This is a genomic window from Acidaminococcus sp., from assembly GCA_022482815.1.
In the GTDB taxonomy this organism is placed as follows: Bacteria; Bacillota; Negativicutes; order Acidaminococcales; family Acidaminococcaceae; genus Acidaminococcus.
Genome location: JAKVOM010000001.1, coordinates 1,186,837 through 1,209,385 on the forward strand (window position 1 = coordinate 1,186,837; position 22,549 = coordinate 1,209,385).

The 22,549-nt window shown below is 47.4% G+C and carries 15 protein-coding genes; 14 read left to right on the top strand and 1 reads right to left on the bottom strand.

Annotated elements, in window-relative coordinates:
- The first annotated feature begins 11 nt into the window (after positions 1-11).
- The 6 genes from LKE33_05210 to LKE33_05235 all read left to right on the top strand — a co-directional run bounded on the left by LKE33_05210 (position 12) and on the right by LKE33_05235 (position 6,403).
- Positions 12-1,133 carry a SufD family Fe-S cluster assembly protein gene (locus LKE33_05210; GenBank protein MCH3950320.1) on the top strand — a complete coding sequence of 374 codons (1,122 nt, stop codon included), beginning with the start codon at positions 12-14 and terminating at the stop codon, positions 1,131-1,133.
- Positions 1,090-2,316, top strand: a complete 1,227-nt coding sequence (locus LKE33_05215) for a SufS family cysteine desulfurase (protein ID MCH3950321.1) — start codon at positions 1,090-1,092, stop codon at positions 2,314-2,316. Before LKE33_05210 ends, LKE33_05215 begins: the two co-directional genes overlap by 44 nt.
- A 12-nt stretch (positions 2,317-2,328) precedes the next feature.
- Positions 2,329-2,772, top strand: coding sequence for an SUF system NifU family Fe-S cluster assembly protein (locus tag LKE33_05220; GenBank protein ID MCH3950322.1), 444 nt, complete (start codon positions 2,329-2,331; stop codon positions 2,770-2,772).
- Positions 2,773-3,279: 507 nt separating this feature from the next.
- The gene (locus LKE33_05225; GenBank protein MCH3950323.1) at positions 3,280-5,355 is read left to right on the top strand and encodes a polyribonucleotide nucleotidyltransferase; all 2,076 of its coding nucleotides are present in this window, start codon (positions 3,280-3,282) and stop codon (positions 5,353-5,355) included.
- A 109-nt stretch (positions 5,356-5,464) separates the two neighbouring features.
- Positions 5,465-5,950 (top strand): PTS glucose transporter subunit IIA, encoded by a 486-nt coding sequence (locus LKE33_05230; protein ID MCH3950324.1) that lies wholly within the window; start codon positions 5,465-5,467, stop codon positions 5,948-5,950.
- A 15-nt stretch (positions 5,951-5,965) separates the two neighbouring features.
- Positions 5,966-6,403, top strand: coding sequence for a zinc ribbon domain-containing protein (locus LKE33_05235; GenBank protein MCH3950325.1), 438 nt, complete (start codon positions 5,966-5,968; stop codon positions 6,401-6,403).
- A gap of 88 nt (positions 6,404-6,491) precedes the next feature.
- Here LKE33_05235 and rpmB read toward each other — a convergent pair whose 3' ends face one another.
- A complete protein-coding gene (gene rpmB, locus LKE33_05240; GenBank protein ID MCH3950326.1) occupies positions 6,492-6,683 on the bottom strand; it encodes a 50S ribosomal protein L28 in 192 nt (63 codons plus the stop codon).
- 352 nt (positions 6,684-7,035) lie between these two features.
- Here rpmB and recG point away from each other — a divergent pair, with 352 nt between their 5' ends.
- The 8 genes from recG (at position 7,036) to tkt (ending at position 22,483) form a co-directional block, all read left to right on the top strand.
- Positions 7,036-9,102, top strand: coding sequence for an ATP-dependent DNA helicase RecG (gene recG, locus LKE33_05245; protein ID MCH3950327.1), 2,067 nt, complete (start codon positions 7,036-7,038; stop codon positions 9,100-9,102).
- A gap of 18 nt (positions 9,103-9,120) precedes the next feature.
- A complete protein-coding gene (locus LKE33_05250; protein ID MCH3950328.1) occupies positions 9,121-9,852 on the top strand; it encodes a TVP38/TMEM64 family protein in 732 nt (243 codons plus the stop codon).
- A gap of 203 nt (positions 9,853-10,055) precedes the next feature.
- On the top strand, positions 10,056-12,128 hold the full coding sequence (gene fusA / locus LKE33_05255) for an elongation factor G (protein MCH3950329.1): 2,073 nt from the start codon (positions 10,056-10,058) through the stop codon (positions 12,126-12,128).
- 322 nt (positions 12,129-12,450) lie between these two features.
- Positions 12,451-12,879, top strand: a complete 429-nt coding sequence (locus LKE33_05260; protein ID MCH3950330.1) for a hypothetical protein — start codon at positions 12,451-12,453, stop codon at positions 12,877-12,879.
- A 790-nt stretch (positions 12,880-13,669) separates the two neighbouring features.
- Positions 13,670-15,673 (top strand): type I restriction-modification system subunit M, encoded by a 2,004-nt coding sequence (locus LKE33_05265; protein MCH3950331.1) that lies wholly within the window; start codon positions 13,670-13,672, stop codon positions 15,671-15,673.
- Positions 15,674-17,059 (top strand): restriction endonuclease subunit S, encoded by a 1,386-nt coding sequence (locus LKE33_05270; GenBank protein MCH3950332.1) that lies wholly within the window; start codon positions 15,674-15,676, stop codon positions 17,057-17,059.
- Between the two features lie 2 nt (positions 17,060-17,061).
- Complete coding sequence (locus LKE33_05275) at positions 17,062-20,043, top strand: DEAD/DEAH box helicase family protein (GenBank protein ID MCH3950333.1); 2,982 nt, start codon at positions 17,062-17,064, stop codon at positions 20,041-20,043.
- Positions 20,044-20,494: 451 nt separating this feature from the next.
- Positions 20,495-22,483 carry a transketolase gene (gene tkt, locus LKE33_05280; GenBank protein MCH3950334.1) on the top strand — a complete coding sequence of 663 codons (1,989 nt, stop codon included), beginning with the start codon at positions 20,495-20,497 and terminating at the stop codon, positions 22,481-22,483.
- Positions 22,484-22,549 lie beyond the last annotated feature (66 nt).

Below are 22,549 nucleotides of genomic sequence, written 5' to 3' on the forward strand. Positions count from 1 at the left end.
AGGCGAGAGCAATGAAACAACAATTTAATGAACTCCCGCGTCCGACGTTTAAATGGATGAAAGTCAATCACCAGGAACTGGATGCACAGAAAGACGTCAAGCTCCAATCGACTATGATGCGGGAACGGCACGAAGGCGCTGCCGTGGTCCAATTCTATAACGGAAACCAGCTTCCGGACCTGGGGGATTTCCCCGGTGCCAATAAGGAGGTGCTGGCACAGGCCGTGAAGGGCGGCAATGTGAACTGCAAAATCACGGTTCCGGACGGCAAGAAGGGTGCCGTCTGGCTGGAATATCAGGTCACGGAGGCAGCTCCGAACCTTGTCGGGCAGCTTTATATCGAGACCGGCAAAAACAGTGATCTCCGCGTCTACACGCTCTTTGAAGGGGATGCACCGCACGGTTCCATCAATATCCTTCATTATGTAGCAGCCGGCGAGAAGTCCAACGTGACCGTGAGCAAGGTACAGGTCCAGGGTAGCCGCATCCGTCATATCGATCAGCGCCTCGTAAAGGATGGTGCGGGCAGCCATGTAAAATTTGTATCGGCTGAAATCGGCGGTCATGAAACCTTGATTTATGTAAAGGCTGACCTCGATCACGATGACTCCGAGTTCAAGAGCCAGTCTATGTATCTGGGCGCCGGTGAGCAGCTTGTCGACTATTCCTACTGGGTACCGACAAAGGGCTGCCGGACGAATACGGATATCCTGACGACAGGTGCCCTGATGGATCGTTCCAGGAAGTATTTCCGCGGAACTATCGACTTCCTGCGCGGCGGCAAGAAAGCCGTTGGCAGTGAATCCGATACGTGTCTGCTCCTCAATAAAGGAGTCCATTCGATTTCCATTCCGCTGCTTCTGTGCAAGGAAGATGATGTCGAAGGCAACCATGCTTCCAGTTCCGGCCAGGTAGATCCGGATATGCTGTTCTATCTGATGAGCCGCGGCTTCAGCGAAGCGGGTGCCCGCCTTATCATCGTGGAATCGAATATTCGCCCGGTCATCGACCAGTTAGGGGATGACAAGCTGGAAAACCGGGCATTGCAGGCTGTTCGTGAAAAGATGCAGGTCTGCTATCAGGAAGGAGATTGTCATGATCAATGTGCGAAAAGATTTCCCAATATTGACTAAGATGCATAATGGGCATCAGATCGTTTATTTTGATAATGCCGCTACCACGCAGAAACCGTATCAGGTCATTCACGCTATCGTCGACTTTCTGGAAAACCACAACGGGAATCCGCACCGCGGTGCCCACATTCTGAGCATCGAAGCCACGGAAGCCTATGACGCGGCCAAAAAAGCCGTGGCCCGTTTTATCAATGCCAAATCTCCCGATGAGATTATCTTTGTCCGCAATACGACGGAAGCGCTGAACCTTGTGGCCCGCAGCTACGGTGAAGCAAACCTTCACGCCGGCGACAAGATTGTCATTCCGATTTCCGAACACCATTCCGACCTCGTGCCCTGGCAGCGCGTGGCCGCAAAGACCGGGGCCAAACTGGTCTATATGTATCTGGACGATACCGGTCATTTTACGGATGAAGACCTGGCAAAGATTGACGAACACACGAAAATTGTCGCTTTTGCCGCAGTAAGCAACGTCCTCGGCATGAAGCGCCCGATTGAAAAAATTATTCAAAAGGCCCATTCCGTCGGTGCCATTGCCGTTCTCGACGGGGCTCAGTCGGCACCGCATATGAAGTCCGATGTGCAAAAGTGGGACTGCGATTTTTACGCCTTCTCCGGTCACAAGATGCTTGCTTCGGCAGGCACCGGTGTCCTCTACGGCAAGATGGAGCTCCTGAAGTCCATGGAACCCTTCCTTTCTGGCGGCGATATGATAGAATATGTACAGGAACAATCGACAACGTTTGCGGAAGTTCCTTATAAATTTGAAGCCGGTACGGAAAACGTAGAAGGCGCCGTGGCGCTGCATGCTGCCATTGACTACCTGGAAGATATCGGGTTCGACGCTATCGAAGCTCATGAATACGAACTGACAAAGCGGTGCCTCGAAGGCATGAAGAAGCTGCCGTACATCCATATTCTGGGCAGCACGGACCCGGAAGAAAAGGTAGGGGTTATTTCCTTTACCATCGACGGCGTCCATCCGCATGACGCGGCGACTATCCTCGACAGCTACGGTATTGCTGTCCGCTCCGGCCATCACTGTGCGCAGCCGCTGGGACATCATCTGCACGTGGAAGCGTCCAACCGGGCCAGCTTCTATATTTACAACACGGTAGAGGAAGTGGATTACTTCCTCAGCATGCTGCCCAAGGTCCGCAAACAAATGGGACTTAATGCATAAGGGGTGTTTGTAATGAGTATGGACATGGGGTCGTTATATTCTGATATCATTCTGGAACACAACCAGAACCTGGAAAACAAGCATGAGCTGGATCACTGCACAGTATCCGAGCACGGTCATAACCCGAGCTGCGGCGATGACCTGACGCTTCAGGCCGATATCGAAAACGGCATTATCAAGGACGCGGCCTATACAGGTCATGGCTGTGCCATCAGTCAGGCTTCCGCCGATATTATGGTGGACCTGATGAAGGGTAAATCAGTGAAGGAAGCGCTGCGCCTGATTGATCTCTTTCTCAGCATGATCAAACGTGAAGTGACGGATGATGATAAGCTGGAAGAACTGGAAGACGCCATTGCACTGAAAAATATTTCCAATATGCCGGCGCGTGTAAAATGTGCCGTACTGGCATGGCATACGCTGAAAGAAGCTTTGGAAAGAGAAAATAATAAATAATTAAAGAAAAACTGACCCTGTACGGTCTCTGAGGAGTCTCAGGAACGTGCAGGGTCGTTTTTTATTAAACGCTGGTCGCGGGCCGCAGGTCGCTGGTCGCCACGGTGGGTGGTCAGTTGGAAAACAGGAATTGGTTCGATAGAAACGCTGTGAAATCCACGCCAACACCCCAATCGGGGTAGTAGAGTAGAGACCCTCTTCGACGTCGCTTCGCGACATTGAAGAGGGGGAACCGCAGGAAGGCCCGATGGTATCGGACCTTCCTGAAAGCGGTGGGTGATGGACATTTCTGCCGAAGGCTATTAATCGCAATGTATCTCAAGAATCCGCCAAATTATCTGCCCGCACTACAGTACTAACCACTATTCACTACCCACTACCCCCGTCCTGCGCGAAGCGCACCGGCTCTTTTCCTACCTTTTTGCAAAATATCTATACAAAAATTTACAGTTTGTAGTATAATTGTTTCGTACTTTTACCGAACGACATATAAGGAGGATGCAGAGGATGCATACATACAGCACAGAGTTGGGGGGAAGAACCCTCACCATTGAAACCGGTAAGATTGCTAAGCAGGCCAATGGCGCAGTCCTGGTCCGCTATGGCGAAACGGCTGTCATTGTGGCCGTAACCGGTACAGATACGCCTCGGGAAGGCGTGGACTTTTTCCCATTGACGGTTGATTTTGAAGAGAAGATGTACGCCTGCGGCAAGATCCCTGGAGGGTTCCTGCGCAGAGAAGGACGTCCGGCCGAAACGGCTATTCTGACGTCCCGCCTGATTGACCGGCCGATTCGTCCGATGTTCCCGGAAGGGTACCACAACGATGTGCAGATCGTAGCAACGGCAGTTTCCGTAGACCCGGATAACGCTCCGGATATTCCTGCTATGATTGGTGCTTCCTGCGCCCTGTCCATTTCCGATATTCCTTTTGAAGGTCCGATTGCCGGTGTCCGCGTCGGTCTTGTCGATGGCAAGTTTGTCATCAACCCGACGGTGGCCCAGGCTGAAGTGAGTGAACTGAACCTTGCCGTGGCCGGCACGAAGGATGCTATCCTGATGATTGAAGCCGGTGCCAAGGAAGTGCCTGAAAGCACGATGCTGGATGCCATTTTCTTCGGTCATGAAGAAATCAAGAAGCTCGTCGCTTTCCAGGAAAAGATTCAGGCAGAAGTCGGCAAACCCAAGATGGAATTTACCGTTTATACGCCGCCGGAAGATCTGGCCAAAGAAATCGACGATTACGGCGAACCGAAGATTCATGACGCCCTGATGGATCCTGACAAGCTCCACCGCGATAAGATGGTGGAAGAAGCCAAGGAAGAAATCATGGCTCACTTCGTGGAACTGTATCCGGATAATGAAGTAGATATTGCCCATGTGGTACAAAAGCTCGTGAAGAGAGTCTTCCGCCACATTATTACCGTAGATAAGATCCGTCCTGATGGCCGTGCCCTCGACGAAATCCGTCCGATCAGCTGTGAAGTAGGGCTTCTGGCCCGTCCGCACGGCAGTGCCCTCTTTACGAGAGGTCAGACTCAGGTACTGAACTGCCTGGCTCTTGCTCCGCTGCGTGAAGCTCAGACGCTCGAAACGCTGTCCGGTGATGTGACGAAGCGCTACATCCACCATTACAATTTCCCGCCTTACAGCGTCGGTGAAACCAAGCCGCTGCGCAGCCCGGGCCGTCGTGAAATCGGTCATGGTGCCCTGGCTGAAAGAGCACTGCTGCCGGTTATCCCGTCCGTAGAAGAATTCCCGTATACGATCCGCCTCGTTTCCGAAGTGCTGGAATCCAACGGCTCTTCTTCCATGGCTTCTACCTGCGCCAGCACGCTGTCCCTCATGGACGCCGGTGTACCTATCAAGGCTCCGGTTTCCGGCGTGGCTATGGGTCTTGTTAAGGAAGGGGACGATTTCACCATCCTTACCGATATCCAGGGCCTGGAAGATGCTAACGGCGATATGGACTTTAAGGTTGCCGGTACGGCTAAAGGCATTACGGCAATGCAGATGGATATCAAGATTGACGGTATCAACCGTGCAATCTTCGAGCAGGCATTGGAACAAGCCAAGAGGGGCCGTGCCTACATCCTCGGCAAGATGCTGGAATGCATCCCTGAACCGCGTAAGGAACTGAAGAAATACGCTCCGAAGATTACGACCCTTAAGGTCAATGTCGATAAAATTAAAGATATCATTGGACCTGGCGGCAAGATTATCAAGAAAATCACCGAAGAATCCGGTGCCAAGATCGATATCGAAGAAGACGGTACGGTTTATGTGGCTGCTGACAGTGCATCCGCCGATAAGGCTATTGCAGCCATCAACGCAATTACGGCAGAACCGGAAGTCGGTAAGATCTATACCGGTAAGGTTACCCGGATTATGAACTTCGGGGCTTTTGTAGAATTCATGCCCGGTCACGAAGGACTGGTTCATATCTCCCAGCTGGCACCGCAGCGTGTAGAAAAGGTGGAAGATGTAGTGAGCGTGGGCGATGAGATTGTGGTTAAATTGGTCGAAATCGACTCTAAGGGCCGCATGAATCTTTCCCGTAAAGCTGCACTGCAGGCCAGATAAAATTGAGTAAAAATCAGGGTGTGTTCTGAGAAATGTCACGAACATGCCCTGATTTTTTTAGATTTTCCTGTTACAATGAGAAGGAGTTTAGCAAAAGGAGTGTTTTCCCATGGGATGGTTCAGCCGCAAAAAAGAAATCACATTAGTTACCCCTGTTTCTGGAAAAGTCGTTTCGCTTTCAGAGGTTCCCGATGCGACGTTTGCTCAGCTTACCATGGGGGACGGGCTTGCGGTACAGCCTGCAGACAATAAGATTGTGGCTCCCTGTGATGCTGCGGTGACTTATATCGCCGATACGGGCCATGCCATAGCGCTGACCTCAAAGGACGGAATCGAAATCCTGATTCATATTGGTATCGATACGGTGAAGCTAAAGGGTGAAGGATTTGCGGCGAGTGTCACAAACGGCAGTCAGGTTAAGACAGGCGATACACTGGTAACCTTTGATCGTGAAGGCATTGAAGCTAAAGGATATAATCTGGTGACACCTGTCATAATTTCAGGCGGCGGCACCATTAAGGTAAAAAAGGTACAGTCCGGTGCGGATGTATCGGCCGGATGCGATGCACTTCTGACAGTCTCGCCGGGTAAGTAAGGAGAAGAAGCAGGTATGGAAATTAACGGCAGCGGCGGCAGCCTCGTAGAAAAAGAATATAATTTGCCACTGGAAGTACTCTGGAAGCTGGGACTTGAAGTCCTGGAAGACATGCATGTCGAAGTGTCGAGCCGGGATGACGGGGAGCATTTGCTGAATGGAACGCTGGTTTCGGAAGAAAAATCTTTTCTTTTCGGCCATCCCAAAATCAAAGAAGTTGCCTTTGCCGTGCAGCCCCTTACGGAAGGCTGTCAGGTGATTATCGATATTCATAAGAAACGCCTGGAAGTCTACAGCTTCCGCGTGCAGAATAAAGAAACAGAACGCTTTATGAAGCTTTTTGATGCCAAAATTGCTGCTTACCGGGCACACCGGATTTGTCCTTCCTGCGGGAGGACGATTCAGGCCGATGCGGCTTTTTGTCCGTACTGCGGCGCGGCCGTCAAAAAGTAAGAAAGCTTTTTTGCATGAAGTTTTGAAGCAATAAAAAAGGACCAAACACCTTGCGGTATTTGATCCTTTTAAATAGTAAGCTTATAGCTTAGATGGCGCGGGTCACCTTGCCGGAACGTAAGCAGCGAGTGCAAACGTTGAGGTTCTTTACTTCGCCGTTTACAACTGCCTTTACCTTCTGAACGTTAGGTTTCCAAGAACGTTTTACATGTCTATTGGAACGGCTGACGTTGTTGCCGGACAGCTCACCTTTTTTGCAGATATCACAGATGCATGCCATGGTCCCACCTCCTTCAAGTTATAGGCAATGCTTTTAAACTCAATGTAAGTATTCTAACACAAATGAGTAACAAGTTGCAAGTAAAAAATAGGAAGAGGGAGTAGAGGCTGGCAGGGGGTAGTAGCGAGGGTGGTTAGTACTGTAGAGCCCCAATTAGAGAATTGGTTTGGATTTAACAGGCGTTCTATCTGACCAATCCCTGTTATCCTACTGAATACCCACCGCAAAGCGGTCTCCCCTCTTATTTTCCAAAACCAGGAAAACAAGAGGGCAGGAGCTTCTATTTTTCTTTCGGTGGTGGACAGCGACCCGCGGCCGGCGTCTTTTAATATATTTGTCAGGAGATGAAGCTATGTGGTGGAAGGAACCGGTGACTTCATTAAAAGGAATCGGACCTAAGAAAGCACAGGAATTTAAAAGTTTAAATATCGAAACAGTCGGAGATGTACTTAATCATTACCCTCGTGAAGGCTGCTATCTTGATTATTCCAGAATCAAACCGATTGCATCACTTTCCCTCGATGGAAGCATGCAGCTCTTCAAGGGCAAGGTAGTTCGTGTGACGCAGCGGCGGAGCGCTCATGGAGCCGCTTATGCGACGCTCGTCGTCGGTGATGAGACGGCTTTTGCAGAGATTTTTCTCTTCGGAGCGCAGCGTTACGCGGCCCGTTACTATAAGAACGGCGATGAAATCATGGTTATCGGCAGGGTGGCACCGGGCCGGACGGCGAAGTCCGTAACAGGTGTTGTGATTACCCGGCTGAATGGAGACAAAGAGGCCCAGGCACCTGGCATTCTGCCGACATATGCGCTCGGCGGCGGTCTTTCCCAGAAGGATATGCGCAATGCCGTGCGGCAGGCTTTGAAACTGGCTTCCGAGGAGCTGCCCGAGTGTCTGCCGGAGTGGATCATCCGTCAGAAGCAGTTCCCGGGACGCTACGAGGCGCTGAAGAATATTCACTTTCCCGAAAGTTTTGAGAAAATGGAAGCAGCGCGGCGGCGTTTTATTTTTGAAGAATTGTATTTTATCCAGTGCGGCCTGTTGTATCACAGGGCGCAAATCAAGCAGGACAACCGGGGCATTAAGATGGCGCACAGCGGGGCTATGGTCGCTGCCGTCAAAAAGCAGCTTGGCTTTACCCTGACGCCGAGCCAGCAGAAAGCCTGGCAGGAAATCGAGGACGATATGGAAAGTCCCGAGCCTATGAACCGCCTGCTGCAGGGCGATGTTGGTTCCGGCAAGACAGCCATTGCCATGCTGGCCCTTGCCAAGACCGCGGAAAACGGTTACCAGGGATGCATGATGGCACCGACGGAAATCCTGGCTGAGCAGCATTATCAGGAAATGCAGAAAGTACTGGAACCGGCCGGCATCCACGTGGCGCTCCTTACGGGAAGTCTTACCCAGCCGCAGCGGCGGGACGTACTGGAAGGCCTCGCGGACGGGACGGTACAGGCCGTCGTAGGGACGTATGCCCTTATTCAGGACAAGGTCGTTTTTCATTCGCTGGCGCTTGCCATTACGGATGAGCAGCACCGTTTCGGTGTGGAGCAGAGGGCAGCGCTTTCGGCTAAATCCCAGTATGCTCCACACGTTCTTGTTATGACGGCAACGCCGATTCCCCGGACTCTGGCTCTTACGGTGTACGGCGACCTTGACGTATCGCTGATGAAGGGGCTGCCGCCGGGACGTAAACCAATCCAAACGCTTTGTTATACTGATGATAAGCGGCCTGCCGTTTATAAAGGTCTGATTCATCAAGTACAGCAGGGTCACCAGGCCTACGTGGTAGCGCCGCTCATCGAGGAATCGGGCATGGTCGATGCCAAGGCGGCAACCGACCTTTATGATGAACTCACCCGGACCTACCTCAAGGGCATTCCCTGCGGCCTCCTCCACGGACGGCTCAAAACAGAGGAAAAGGACCAGGTTATGGCTGATTTTGTCAGCGGCAAGACGAAGGTCCTCATAGCGACAACAGTCATCGAAGTCGGTGTGAACGTACCGAATGCCACGCTGATGATTATTGAAGGGGCAGACCGCTTCGGCCTTGCCCAGATGCACCAGCTCAGAGGCCGTGTCGGACGCGGCAGCAGTCAGTCCTACTGCGTACTGCTCACAGGTTCCTCTAATCCGCAGACGCTGGAACGGCTGCAGATCATGAGAACGTGCAGCGACGGCTTTGTGCTTGCTGAGAAAGATATGGAACTGCGCGGTGCCGGACAGCTTTTCGGCCTGCGTCAGCATGGCCTGCCGGATCTCTATATCGCCAATATCCTGCGGGATACGGATACGCTTGTCGAAGCCCGCTGGTTTGCGAAAAAGACTATGGAAAATCCTCAGGAAGCGCGCTTCATTGAGGATGGTGTAGCGACCACGCAGTTCGATGGCCGCTTTGAACGCATTTTTAATTCCTGAAAAAGGATGGATGATATCATGAACCGAACGAAAGTCAACTGGACAGGCAAGCACTTCAAACTCCTTGCCTTCCTGCTCCTTGTGGGGCTGCTGCTTTGCGTCCATTACTGTGCTCCCGACTTGTCGCGGACGTTGTTCCGTCTGGCTAAGGGAGGAAGTATGGAAGAGACTACGGCTTATCTGCGCAGTTTCGGCCCCTGGGCTATTTTGGTCAGCTTTCTTCTGGATGTACTCATCAATGCGCTGGGATTCCTGCCGTCCATTTTTCTGTCGACGGCTAACGGCGTAATTTTCGGTTTGCCCATTGGCATTACTGTGTCATGGCTCGCCGAGACGGTGGGAGTCGTTTTAAATTTCCTTGTGCTGCGCTTTTTCCTGCGGGATGAAGCCGAAAAAATTATTGCCAAGAGCCATAGTTTGAAACGTCTCGATGAAATGAGCAGCGAAAAAGGCCTGACGGCCATGGCGCTTGCAAGAACGCTTCCATATTTCCCGTCAGGAATTCTGACGGCTCTCGGTGCCGTGAGCCGCATGAGCGTCAGGGATTATATCATTGCCAACCTTCTCGGCAAATTCCCATCAACAGCTCTCGAAGTCGTGGTCGGTCATGATGTGGTCAACTTTCACAACCATATGCACCGACTGGCCATCCTCATGACCGCCGTAATCATCGTTTATGGAACCATGCTCTATGTTCGGCATAAGAAGGATAAAAAGGACAAAGAGAAGAAGGAGCAGGGGCATTCGTAAACATTTCAGGCTCCTTTTTTCCTGATGATTTCAGCATGAGTAAATTTCTCTATTCTGTATCTTACGTTACAGAATAGAGATTTTTTTCGCGTTCATTAGAAAATACGATGGAAAAGAAGGAAAATTTCAAGAATTTGGCGAAAATAAGTATCGTGGGATTAATGATTAATCGTTAAATTATTGAAGATAAAGGGGGCTCTAATGTGAAAGAGTACACAGGTGATTTAATCAGAAACGTAGCGATTGTCGGGCACGGTGGTGCTGGCACCACGTCGCTGACAGAAGCATTGCTTTATCGCAGCCATACCATTAGTCGTATGTGCAAGGTAGAGGATGGGCAGACAACAACGGATTTTGAACCGGAAGAAATCAAGCGTGGTGTTTCTGTAAGTGCTACGCTGGCCCCTCTGGAATGGCAAGGTGTCAAGATTAATATCATTGATACCCCGGGCTTTGCAGACTTTGTAGCCGAAGTTAAGGGTGCCTTCCGTGCTGTTGACAGTGTGCTGATTGTTGTCAGTGCGACGAGCGGTGTCCAGATCGGTACGGAACAATGCTGGAAACTCGCCGAAGAAGTTGGTCTGCCGCGTCTTATTTTTGTGAATAAGATGGACCGTGAAAACGCTGACTATGATAATATCCTGGATAATCTGCGCGCCAAGATCGGCGGCAAGAAAATCCTGCCGCTTGAACTGCCGCTCGGCAAAGAGGAAAATTTCTGCGGCGTTATTGATGTATTCAATCAGAAGGCTTACCGCGGCAATGGCAACGGTGCCGATGAAATCGAAGTGCCGGATGACCTGAAGGCCTGGGTGGAAGATGCCCATACCAAGATGGTGGAAGCCGCTGTAGAAGCGGATGACGATGTCATGGAAAAATATCTCGAAGGCGAGGAAATTTCCGATGACGTCATTATGAAGTGCCTTGTCAAAGGTATCCGTGAAGGTATTATCTTCCCGGTGCTCTGCGGCAGTGCTTATAAGAATATTGGTCTCGGCCGCTGCCTCAACGCTATCGTCAACTATACGTTCCCGGCTGTCCTGAACGAATTCGAAGTCATTAATCCGGCTACGGGCAAGACAGAAAAACGCGACTCCAACGCCCCGATGGCTGCTCTCGTCTTTAAGACCACGGCAGACCCGTTTGTCGGCCGCCTGAGCTTTGTGCGTGTGTTCTCCGGTACCATTAACAGCGATAGTCTGATTTATAACTCCAGCCGTGATGAAGCAGAAAAAGTAGGGTCTGTCTTTACGATGCGCGGGAAGACGCAAATCCCGATGGATAAGATTGTCGCCGGCGATATCGGCGTAATTTCCCGCCTGCAGTATACTGCCACGGGCGATACCTTGAGCGACAGCAAGAACCCTGTACTTTTCAAACCGATTAATTTCCCGCTGCCGATGTACAGCCGGGCCATCTATCCGAAGAAGAAGGGTGACGAAGAAAAGATTACTGCGGCCCTGAATCGTCTGACGGACGAAGATCCGACCATCATCGTAACCCGTAACCCTGTGACGAAGGAAATGCTGATTACCGGCATGGGCGACCAGCACCTTGAAATCATCATGGAACGTATGACTCGTAAGTTCGGTGTGGAGGCCGAATTACGTCCGCCGATGATTGAATATAAGGAAACCATTCGCGGCACTGTGGAAGTCGAAGGCAAATATAAGAAACAGACCGGCGGTCACGGCCAGTATGGTCACGTTGTCATTCGGATGGAACCGCTGCCTCCTGGATCCGGATTTGTCTTTGAAGATAAAATCTTTGGCGGCGCCGTACCGCGTCAGTATATCCCTGCCGTAGAAAAGGGTATGAGAGAAGCCATTCAGGAAGGTGTGCTGGCTGGCTATCCGGTTGTGGACATCAAGATTACGCTGCTCGATGGTTCTTACCATCCTGTTGACTCTTCCGAAATGGCCTTTAAGGTGGCATCCCATATGGCCTTCCAGAAGGGCTGCGAACAGGCTAAACCGGTACTCATGGAGCCGTATTATAATCTCGACGTTTACTGCGATGATCGCGTAACCGGTGATATCATCTCCGACCTCAACAGTAAACGCGGCCGTATCCTCGGCATGCAGACCGAAGATGATGGACGGGCCTGCGTCAAAGCACAGGTTCCGTATGCCGAAATTCTTGACTATTCCGTCGATCTGCGCGCCCTGACTCAGGGCACCGGTACCTACGAAATGAAATTTGACCATTACGAAGACGTACCGCCCAGAACAGCAGAACAGATTATTGAAGAACGGAAGAATAGAAAGAAAGCATAAAAAGCAGAAAAGAAATGTCCCCTGCAGCGTGGTGCTGCAGGGGATATTTTCCTTTTCGCTGGTCGCAGGCCGCAGGTCGCCACTGGAAGAAGCAAACTGACAAGCAGTTTGCAGTAAATGAAAAATCTTCCTGCTATTTGCATTCTATCTCAAAATCCACAAAGGCAGATGCCCGAAGGATTGTACTAATCTATCTATACACTAACCACTTTGGGCTAACTGCTAACGGCAATCTGCCTCGCACTTGTATCCTTTTCCCTAATAGGTGTAGAATGTCGTTGTATTTGTTACTGTAATTTACATTGTAGAGGAGGAACAAATTATGGGGATTTTAGATACGATGAAAGATTTAGCAGCCGAAGGCGCGGCGAGCGGAGCAGGTCAGATGCGGCCCAGTCCCGCTCGTGAATTCCTGGGGCAGGAGCTCTATGCCATCGACTGCCGGGGCGCTAATTTGTACGTTCATGAACACGCTGTGGTTATTGATAGAACCGGAGGCGGGCTGTGGAACGTCGGGGACAATAACTTCAAGGTCATTCCTTTTAAATCCATTGTAGCCATCCAGGCTAAACTGAAATCTACTGTCTTGAACGGCTATATTGAATTTGAAACGGCCAATAGTCCGCTGAGCACGGGCAGTGATAAGGCAGAACGCGGCAGTGAAAACAGCGTAATCCTGAGCGGCACGGATCAGCGCTATGCCGAGGCTAAGCAAGCCCTGCAGTATATCTTTGATCAAATCTGCAAATAATCGGTGGCGCCTGGGAAAATAAAGGCGCTTTTAGCCTCGCTTACGGCTGAGTGGTTAGTGGGTAGTGAGTAGTGGTTAGTACCGTAGTGCGGGCAGTTCAGGCTGTTTCCTGAGGAAGATTGCCGAGGCAGCTAGTTTTTGATTACTGCAAATTGCTTGTCAGTTTGCTTCCTCAAGGGGCGACATGCGACCAGCGACCTGCGTATAAGAGGCAGTGAAGAGATGCGTCAGCATTTTTTCACTGCCTCTTTTGTGTTATGTCATATTTAATCATGAATCTGTGAGACCATAGTCGGCAATCCAAGGCTGGCCTCGATAGATTCAGATGTTTCTCCGTAATGATGTTACAATCGTCGGCTCCATCAGCCTTGAAAGCCTCAATCTGGCGAGCAAGGTTCTGACTGTTGGATGACACTCTTGCGTAATAAAAGGTTTTGGTTTGCATAGTTATCCCTCCTGATAAGGAAATAATTATCCTTCATCAAGGTGATAATATATGTCTAAAAGAAGCTACTCTGAACGTGATTCAGACAGGAAAACCTCCCTAGGCCTAGTAATGGCATAGGGAGTTAAAGTAACAATAAAAACTAAAATTACAGATAAAATGATAGCTTGAAAGTCGTTTGTTACAATGAGTCCGTTTTCTGAACCTATTCAATTTAATAAAATGAGCTTTCATGATACAATGATTACAATAATTATTGTTTGTTCTTTTTTATTGAAGAAAACTGTATTTATTAATTAACTATTTAAGACCCGTGTGCTTTTTGGTAAAGGGGTGTCTGTTTAGATGGATAATCAAGAATACAACGCTATCGTAAGTTTTATTTGGGGAATTGCTGATGACTGCCTGCGGGATGTATACGTTCGCGGCAAATATCGTGATGTAATCCTTCCGATGACCGTCATTCGTCGTTTGGATGCTGTTCTTGAAAACACGAAAGCAGACGTCCTGGCCATGAAGAAAAAACTCGATGACAATCACTTTACGAATCAGTGGGAAATCCTATGCAATGCTGCGGGGCAAGCTTTCTGCAATGCTTCTCCTTTTACATTAAAGGATCTGACCAGCCGCTCCAAAAAGCAAACGCTGGAAGCAGATTTCAGGGCCTATCTGGACGGCTTCTCTCCTAATGTCCAAAGTATTCTTGAAAAATTTAAATTCCGCGATCAAATTAAAACAATGATGGATGCAGACGTTTTAGGGGCGGTTATCGAAAAATTCACCTCTTCCGATATTAATCTGAGTCCCTATCCCGTCTACAAAGATGCCGAAAAGAAGATTGTCAAATTACCTGGTCTTGATAACCATGGTATGGGCACGATTTTTGAAGAACTGCTGCGCCGGTTTAATGAAGAAAATAACGAGGAAGCCGGTGAGCACTGGACACCTCGTGATGTTGTGGAACTGATGGCTGACCTGGCATTCTATCCTGTGCAGGACAAAATCAAAGATGCTAGTTATTCCTGCTATGACGGAGCCTGTGGTACTGGTGGGATGCTTACCGTTGCCCAGAAACGGCTCCAGGAACTGGCTAAAGCTCGGGGAAAGAAGGTCTCCATTCATTTATTTGGCCAGGAAATCAACCCGGAAACCTATGCCATCTGCAAAGCCGATATGCTGTTAAAGGGCGATGGAGAAGAAGCGGAGCATATTACGTATGGTTCGACACTTTCTTCTGATAGTAATCCGTCCAGGCAGTTTGATTTTATGCTGTCCAATCCCCCTTATGGCAAGAGCTGGAAAACCGATGCCGATAAGATGGGCGGAAAGAATGAAATTCTTGATACAAGATTTAATGTTTATTTGAATAATGAGGAATTGGCCATGATTCCTCGTACCAGTGATGGGCAGCTCCTGTTTTTATTGAATAATATTTCTAAAATGAAGAAAGATACGGAAATTGGCAGCCGTATCATCGAAGTCCATAACGGTTCTTCTCTCTTTACAGGCGATGCTGGCAGCGGCGAAAGCAATGCCAGAAGGTACATGATTGAGAATGATCTTGTAGAGGCCATTATTGCTTTGCCTGAAAACATGTTCTATAACACGGGAATCGGCACTTATATCTGGGTACTTTCAAATAAAAAAGATGAGCGGAGAAAAGGAAATATTCAACTGATAGATGCAACGAACATGAAATCCCCGCTGCGTAAAAACATGGGTAACAAAAATTGTGAATTTACACCTGAAATTCGCAAAGAAATCGTTCGTATCTTCATCAATATGGAAGAAAATGAAGTCAGCAAATTATTTGACAACAAAGAATTCGGCTACTGGAATGTCACGGTAGAACGGCCTCTGAGACTGCATGTACACCCGGAACGAGAGATTCCCAACGGAACTTTTAAAAAATCGGAAGAATTAGAGGCTGTAAAAGAAGCTATTAGCAATGTTGCTCCTGATGTACCTCTTGACGACTGGGACAGTTTTGCTAAAGCGACAAAACTGAAAAAAGCGCAGCTCAAAAAAATTCGTCCGTTCATTACCGAACCAGATTCAAATGCCAAAATCGTGGCAGGTGAGGCAGATCCGGAACTTCGTGACACCGAAAATATTCCTCTTAACTATGAAGGTGGCATCAATACCTTTATAGAGAAGGAAGTTAAGCCTTATGCCCCAGATGCCTATATCGATGAAAGTAAAACGAAAATTGGCTATGAAATCAGCTTCACAAAATATTTCTATAAACCTGTAGAATTGCGTAACATGAAAGATATTCTTGCATCGCTTAATGAATTAGAAAAAGAATCGTATGGCCTTATGGATGAAATCACAAAGGGGCTGGAGTAAATGTATCGATATAAAAGGTTTATAAATTCCGAGGAAGCTTGGCTGCCTCAGATTCCAGAACATTGGGGATTCAGAAAAATAAAATATTCCTTCAATGAGAGAAACGAGAAAAATCATCCTGAAGCACCATTACTCGTTGCATCTCAAAATATGGGTGTTGTTCCTAAAGACGTATACGGACAACGAACAGTTGTTGCGCAGACAAATTTAGAAACATTGAAGTTTGTTCATACTGGAGATTATGTTATTAGTCTGAGATCTTTTCAAGGAGGTATTGAATACGCATACTATCAGGGAATAATTAGTCCTGCTTATACAGTGATGAACCCCAAAAATGACTTCAAGAGCAGATATTATACTTATTTATTTAAGTCAAAACCTTTTATCGCATTATTGCAAACCTGCGTGACGGGAATTAGAGAAGGTCAGAATATCGATTACAGGAAATTAAAAAACCATTATATTCCCGTTCCACCACTCTCCGAACAGAATCAGATAGTTCGTTTTCTTGATTGGAAAGTTTCGGAAATTAATAAATTAGTCAATATATATATAAAAGAAATTACAGACTTAGAAAAAATTAAAAATCAAATTATTTTAAAGGCCATCACGGGTGGACTCCACAAAAATACTCCTACGACTGATAGTGGAAACACATGGATTGGAAAAATTCCAAAGGAATGGAAGACTGCACAAATAAGAAGAGTTGCTAATGTTACTCTTGGAAAGATGCTAGCTCCTGTTCCATCTTCTAACTTAGACACGTATGAAGAATATATTTGCGCGAAAGACGTCCATTTCGGTAAAGTTAATTTAACCAACTTAAAAAAGATGTGGTTTTCTCCTTCTGATAAAAGAGCATATCAAATACAAGCAGGCGATTTGCTAATTGTGGAAGGAGGGGCTGGTGCTGGAAATGCAGCAGTAGTAGAATCTACAGCAAATAAAAGGTTATATATCCAAAATTCTATCCACATTGTGAGACCCATTAAAAATCGTATTTCTACTAAATTTCTATGTTTTTGGATGCAAACTTTAGTAAACCTTGGTTATATGAAATATATTTGCAGCGTAGCTACGATTCCACATTTTACAAAAGACAAAGTGTTATCAACTGTGATGCCTTTGCCGCCGATTGAAGAACAGTTAGAGATAGTCAAATATCTTGAGTCTTTAACAAATAAAATTGATAATTTGAGTCTCAATAAGCGTGAACAGATTTCTTGTTTAAATGAACTAAAATCTACAACCATCTCCGATGTAATCACTGGAAAAGTTGACATTAGAGATATTATCATTCCCCAATATGAACACTTTGATGATGTAGTAGATGAGAATTTTAAAGAAAATATCGAAGACATGTCCGATGTTGATAAGGAGGAATGACCATGGCCTTCACTGATAAGAGTGAAAAGGGATTTGAAACTTTGATTGTGAATAGTCTGGTTAATGACAATGGGTATGAAGAAGGAACCAACAACGATTACAATAAAGAATACGCTGTTGATGAAACTCGTCTCTTTCGGTTTTTGAACGATACACAGCCAAGAGAAATGACCAAGCTTCGGGTCAATCAAAGTGACCAAAAGAAGCAGCAATTTCTGAACCGCTTGTCTGGAGAAATTACAAAGCGCGGCGTCGTAGACGTACTTCGTAATGGCGTGAAGGTCTATCCTGCCGACCTTATTATGTTTTATGTCACCCCGACTGAAAACAATGAGGAAGCCAAAAAGATGTTCAAGAAAAACATCTTTAGTGTCACGAGGCAATTAGAATATTCTTCTGATAAATCAAATTTAGCATTAGATTTGAGTATCTTTATCAATGGTCTTCCTGTATTGACGATAGAGCTAAAGAATCATCTCACAGGGCAGGATACAGCTGATGCTATTGAACAATATAAAACGGACCGCAGCCCTAAAGATCTGCTTTTCTCATTTAAACGGTGTGCTGTTCACTTTGCCGTGGATGATCAAACGATTGCCTTCTGCACAAAACTAGCAGGCAAGAATAGCTGGTTTCTCCCATTCAACAAAGGGTACAACGACGGAGCCGGCAATCCTCCTAACCCTGAAGGCATCATGACGGATTATCTTTGGAAAGACATTTTAACCAAAGAAAAACTGTCCCGCATTATTGAGAACTATGCCCAAGTAGTCGTTGAAGAAAATCCCAAGACGAAAAAGAAAACTGTCAAACAAATATGGCCACGGTATCATCAGCTTGATTGTGTAGAAAAACTGCTTGCGGATGTGAAGAAAAATGGAGTAGGGCATAGATACTTGATTCAGCATAGTGCCGGATCAGGCAAGTCTAATTCTATTGCCTGGCTGGCACACCAGCTTACCGGGTTACAAAATGCTGACGGACATCCTATGTTTGATTCTGTTTTGGTTGTAACCAATCGGCGTATTCTTGATAAACAGATTAAAGATACAGTCAAACAATTTGCGCAGGTAAAGAGTACCTTAGCTTGGGCAAAACATTCTGGTGACTTAAAAAAGGCAATTGCAGATAAAAAGCGGATTATCATTACGACGGTTGAAAAATTTCCTTTTATTTCTCAGGAAATGGGAGAAGAGCATACGGGGAATCACTTTGCCATTATCATTGATGAGGCTCATTCCGGACAGAGCGGTAAAGATGCTGCCAACATGAACATTGCCATTTCTGGCGGTCTTTCTAATAAAAATGAAGATATAGAAGATAAAATCAATGAAATGGTAGAAGGCAGAAAGATGGCAAAAAATGCCAGCTATTTTGCTTTTACTGCTACCCCGAAAAACAAAACAGAAGAAGTCTTTGGAACTCCTTACGAAGAAGATGGTGTGATTAAGCACCGGCCTTTCCATGTGTATACAATGAAACAAGCTATCCAGGAGGGGTTTATCCTGGATGTATTGAAAAATTACGTTACCATAGACAGTTGGTATAAGATTGCCAAAAAGGTCGAAAATGATCCTCAGTTTGATAAAAAACGTGCCCAGAAAAAACTCCGGGCATTCGTAGAGGGTCATCCTGATGTCGTGGCCAAGAAAGCAGCTATCATTGTAGAACACTTCCACGAGCAGATTATCAATAAGCATAAACTGAATGGGAAGTCTCGGGCAATGGTGGTAACGGCCAGTATTCCGCGCTGCATCGAATATTATTATGCCATTAATAAATGCCTGGCAGACCGTCATAGTCCTTATAAGACAATAATTGCTTTTTCAGGAGATTATAAATACAACGGTATGGAACCGGCACTGACTTCTGCTGATATGAATGGATTTTCTGATAAGGAAATTCCTGACAAATTGGAAGAAGATCCGTACCGAATTCTAGTCGTGGCTGATATGTTCCAGACCGGATTCGATGAACCTCTGCTGCAGACCATGTATGTTGATAAGCCGTTATATGATGTGGCAGCCGTACAAACCTTGTCTCGACTGAATCGTGCATGTCCCGGCAAAGACGAAGTGTATGTACTTGACTTTGCCAATAAAACGGAAGATATTGAAAAAGCCTTCTCCAGATTTTACAGGACTACGATTCTTTCCGGAGAAACAGACCCCAATAAGCTCTATGATTTGATTAAAATAATGGAAGACCTGCAAGTTTATAGTTCTGAAGATGTAAATAAGATTGTTGAGCTTTTCTTAAACGGTGCAGCAAGAGATAGACTTGATCCGATTCTTGATCCGTGTGTAGCAACTTACAAGCAGCTCGAAGTAGATGACCAGATTCAATTTAAGAGTGCAGCTAAAGCATTTATTCGTACTTATGGATTTTTAGGATCAATTCTGCCATACGGTAATGTGGAATGGGAGAAACTATCGATATTTCTGACATTGCTTGTTCCCAAACTTCCATCTCCTAAACAGGATGATTTGACCAAAGGAATTTTGTCTGCAATTAATTTGGAGAGTTATCGCAATCAGGAGCAACAAGCAATTGCTATAAAACTTGAAGATGAAGATTCAACTATTTCTCCGGTACCGACCGGCGGGGAGGTTCATATCGTAAACCCTGAACTAAGTCCATTGTCTAAAATTGTAAGCGAGTTCAATGACCTGTTTGGTAATATCCAATGGGATGATAAAGACAATGTAGCCGAGCAGATTCGCCGTATTCCTGTCATGGTTTCACAAAATGAAAGTTACCGGCATGCCATGAAGAATTCCGATGAGCAGGAAGCTCGTACGGAAAGTGAAAGTGCCTTACAAAAGGTAATGTTCAGCATCATGAAAGATAATGTGGAACTCATGAAGCAGTATATGGATAATCCCCGGTTTAAAAAATGGCTGGAGGATATGGTCTTTAACCTGACTTATAATAAAGAGGGGAAACCATATGAACTTCCTCAAGACAGCAATTCCAATCAATGAGCTATATTCTTAAGAATCAGAGCCGGTAGGAAGACTATATTCCTACCGACTATAATTTTTATTTTTCATCTGTATCGTATACGGCAACTACTGAAACTGGACAAAATGATTACCAACTTAAAACTCTATCGCTACAAATTATCCCTAATATTTTTTATGTTTTATTTGAGTGTTAGGACCAGGTGAAATCGCCATTTTTGCTTTTCGTACGGTTTTGCCGATGGCCGGGCTAAAAGCTGAATGCCAAATGCCAAAAGCGCCTTTTTATTTTTTCACAGTGTTAGAGCCCAGGTGAAATCGCCAAAAACAGTCCAACTGAAATGACCAGGTACAATAATTTTATAACAATTGTAATACTTTTTCTCTATGATTTTGTCCGTAGTATGGTATAATCAAACTAGTTGTTTATGACCTGAATTAGATTTTTATGATGCGGAGGAGAATAACTTCCATGAAAAAAATTGATGAAGAGAGCATCCAAACGCTGCGTTTCCTGTCCATCGATGAAATACAGGCTGCCAATTCCGGACATCCTGGCCTGCCGCTTGGAACGGCACCTCTGATGTACACCCTGTGGGATCGTTTTATGCACTACAACCCGGAAAATCCGGCCTGGTTCAATCGTGACCGCTTCATCCTGTCACCGGGTCATGGTTCGGCACTGCTGTATGCGATGCTGCATCTGGCCGGCTATGGTGTTTCCCTGGATGACTTGAAACAATTCCGTCAGTGGGGTTCCCTGACTCCGGGACATCCTGAATATGGTCTGACGCCCGGCGTTGATCTTTCTACGGGTCCTCTTGGTCATGGTTTCGCCATGGGTGTAGGCATGGCTATGGCAGAAGCAATGCTGGCTGCCCGCTACAACAAGAAGGGGTATCCTGTCGTTGACCATTATACCTATGGTATTACGTCCGACGGTGATCAGATGGAAGGCGTAGCTTCCGAAGCGGCTTCGCTTGCCGGTACGCTGGGCCTTGGCAAGTTGATTTTCCTCTATGATGATAACCACATCACGATTGAAGGCGACACGAAGGGTGCTTTCCGCGAAGATGTCGGTGCCCGTTTTGAAGCTTACGGCTGGCAGGTGCTCCGCGTTTCCACGTCGGAGGATGTGGATGAACTGGCAAAAGCCATCGAAGAAGCCAAGAAGGACACGAAGCATCCGTCCCTTATTATTGTACCGACCCATATCGGTTTCGGCAGCCCGCGCCAGGACATGGCGAAGGCTCACGGCGAACCGCTCGGCGTAGATAACGTGGCCGCTACGAAGAAGGCAGCCGGCTGGAATCCGGAACGCTCCTTCTATGTACCTGCTAAGGTAAAGAAACACTTTGAAAGCAAACTGACGGCCTGCCGCAAGGCAGAAGCCGATTGGAATAAGCTCATGAAGGGCTATGCTGCCGCTTATCCTGATCTTGCGGCAGAACTGAATGACCGTCTTTCCGGCAAGATTGAACTGAACCTTAAGGAACTGATGAAGGCCTTTGACGGCGTCGACAGTGTCGCTACGCGCGGCGCTTCCGGCACGCTGCTGCAGGTCCTGGCCGACAAGATTCCGGCCCTCACGGGCGGCAGCGCCGACCTTGGTCCTTCCAACAAGACCGTACTGAAAAATTCGACGTTCTTCTCTGCAGAGGACCGTCTGGGACGCAACATTCATTTTGGTATCCGCGAACACGCTATGGGCTGCATCGTCAATGGTATGGCCCTGCACGGCGGCTTCGTTCCCTATGGTGCCACGTTCCTGGTCTTTGCCGACTTTATGCGTCCGGCAATCCGGATGGCAGCCCTCATGGGAATCGGCAGCAAGTTTGTCTTCACGCACGACAGCATCTTTGTCGGCGAAGATGGTCCGACGCACCAGCCGATTGAACAGACTATGAGCCTGCGTCTTATTCCGAACGTATCCGTCATTCGTCCGGCCGATGCCCTCGAAACGGCAGCTGCCTGGAAGATTGCCTGCGAAACGACGAATAAACCGACGTGCCTGCTCCTTACTCGTCAGGGTCTGCCTGTGCTGCATGACTATGCCAAGGTCATTGCCAAGGGCGTGGAAAAGGGCGCTTACATCCTGAGTCCTTCTCCGAAGGAAAAGATGAAGGCTGTTATCATCGCTACGGGCAGCGAAGTTCATCTGGCGCTCGAAGCCCAGAAGGCACTGGCCGCTCGCCGTATCGGTGTACAAGTTGTCTCCATGCCGAGCTGGGATCTGTTTGAAGCCCAGAGTGCTGCTTATAAGCGCAGAGTCCTGCCGAAAGGCGTGCCCTGCATTGCCATCGAAGCAGGCGTCAAGATGGGCTGGAGCCGCTATACGGGCAGTGACAGCAGAGTACTTGGCATTGAGCGCTTCGGTGCTTCCGCTCCGGGTAAGAAAGTCTATGCGGAGTTTGGCTTCACTGTCGAGCATGTAGTGGATATGGTTCGTAAACTGAAATAAAAGTGTACCAGCGCTCTGTCCGGCAGTAGGGCAGGGCGCTTTTTTCTTAGGAAGAAAGGACATCAA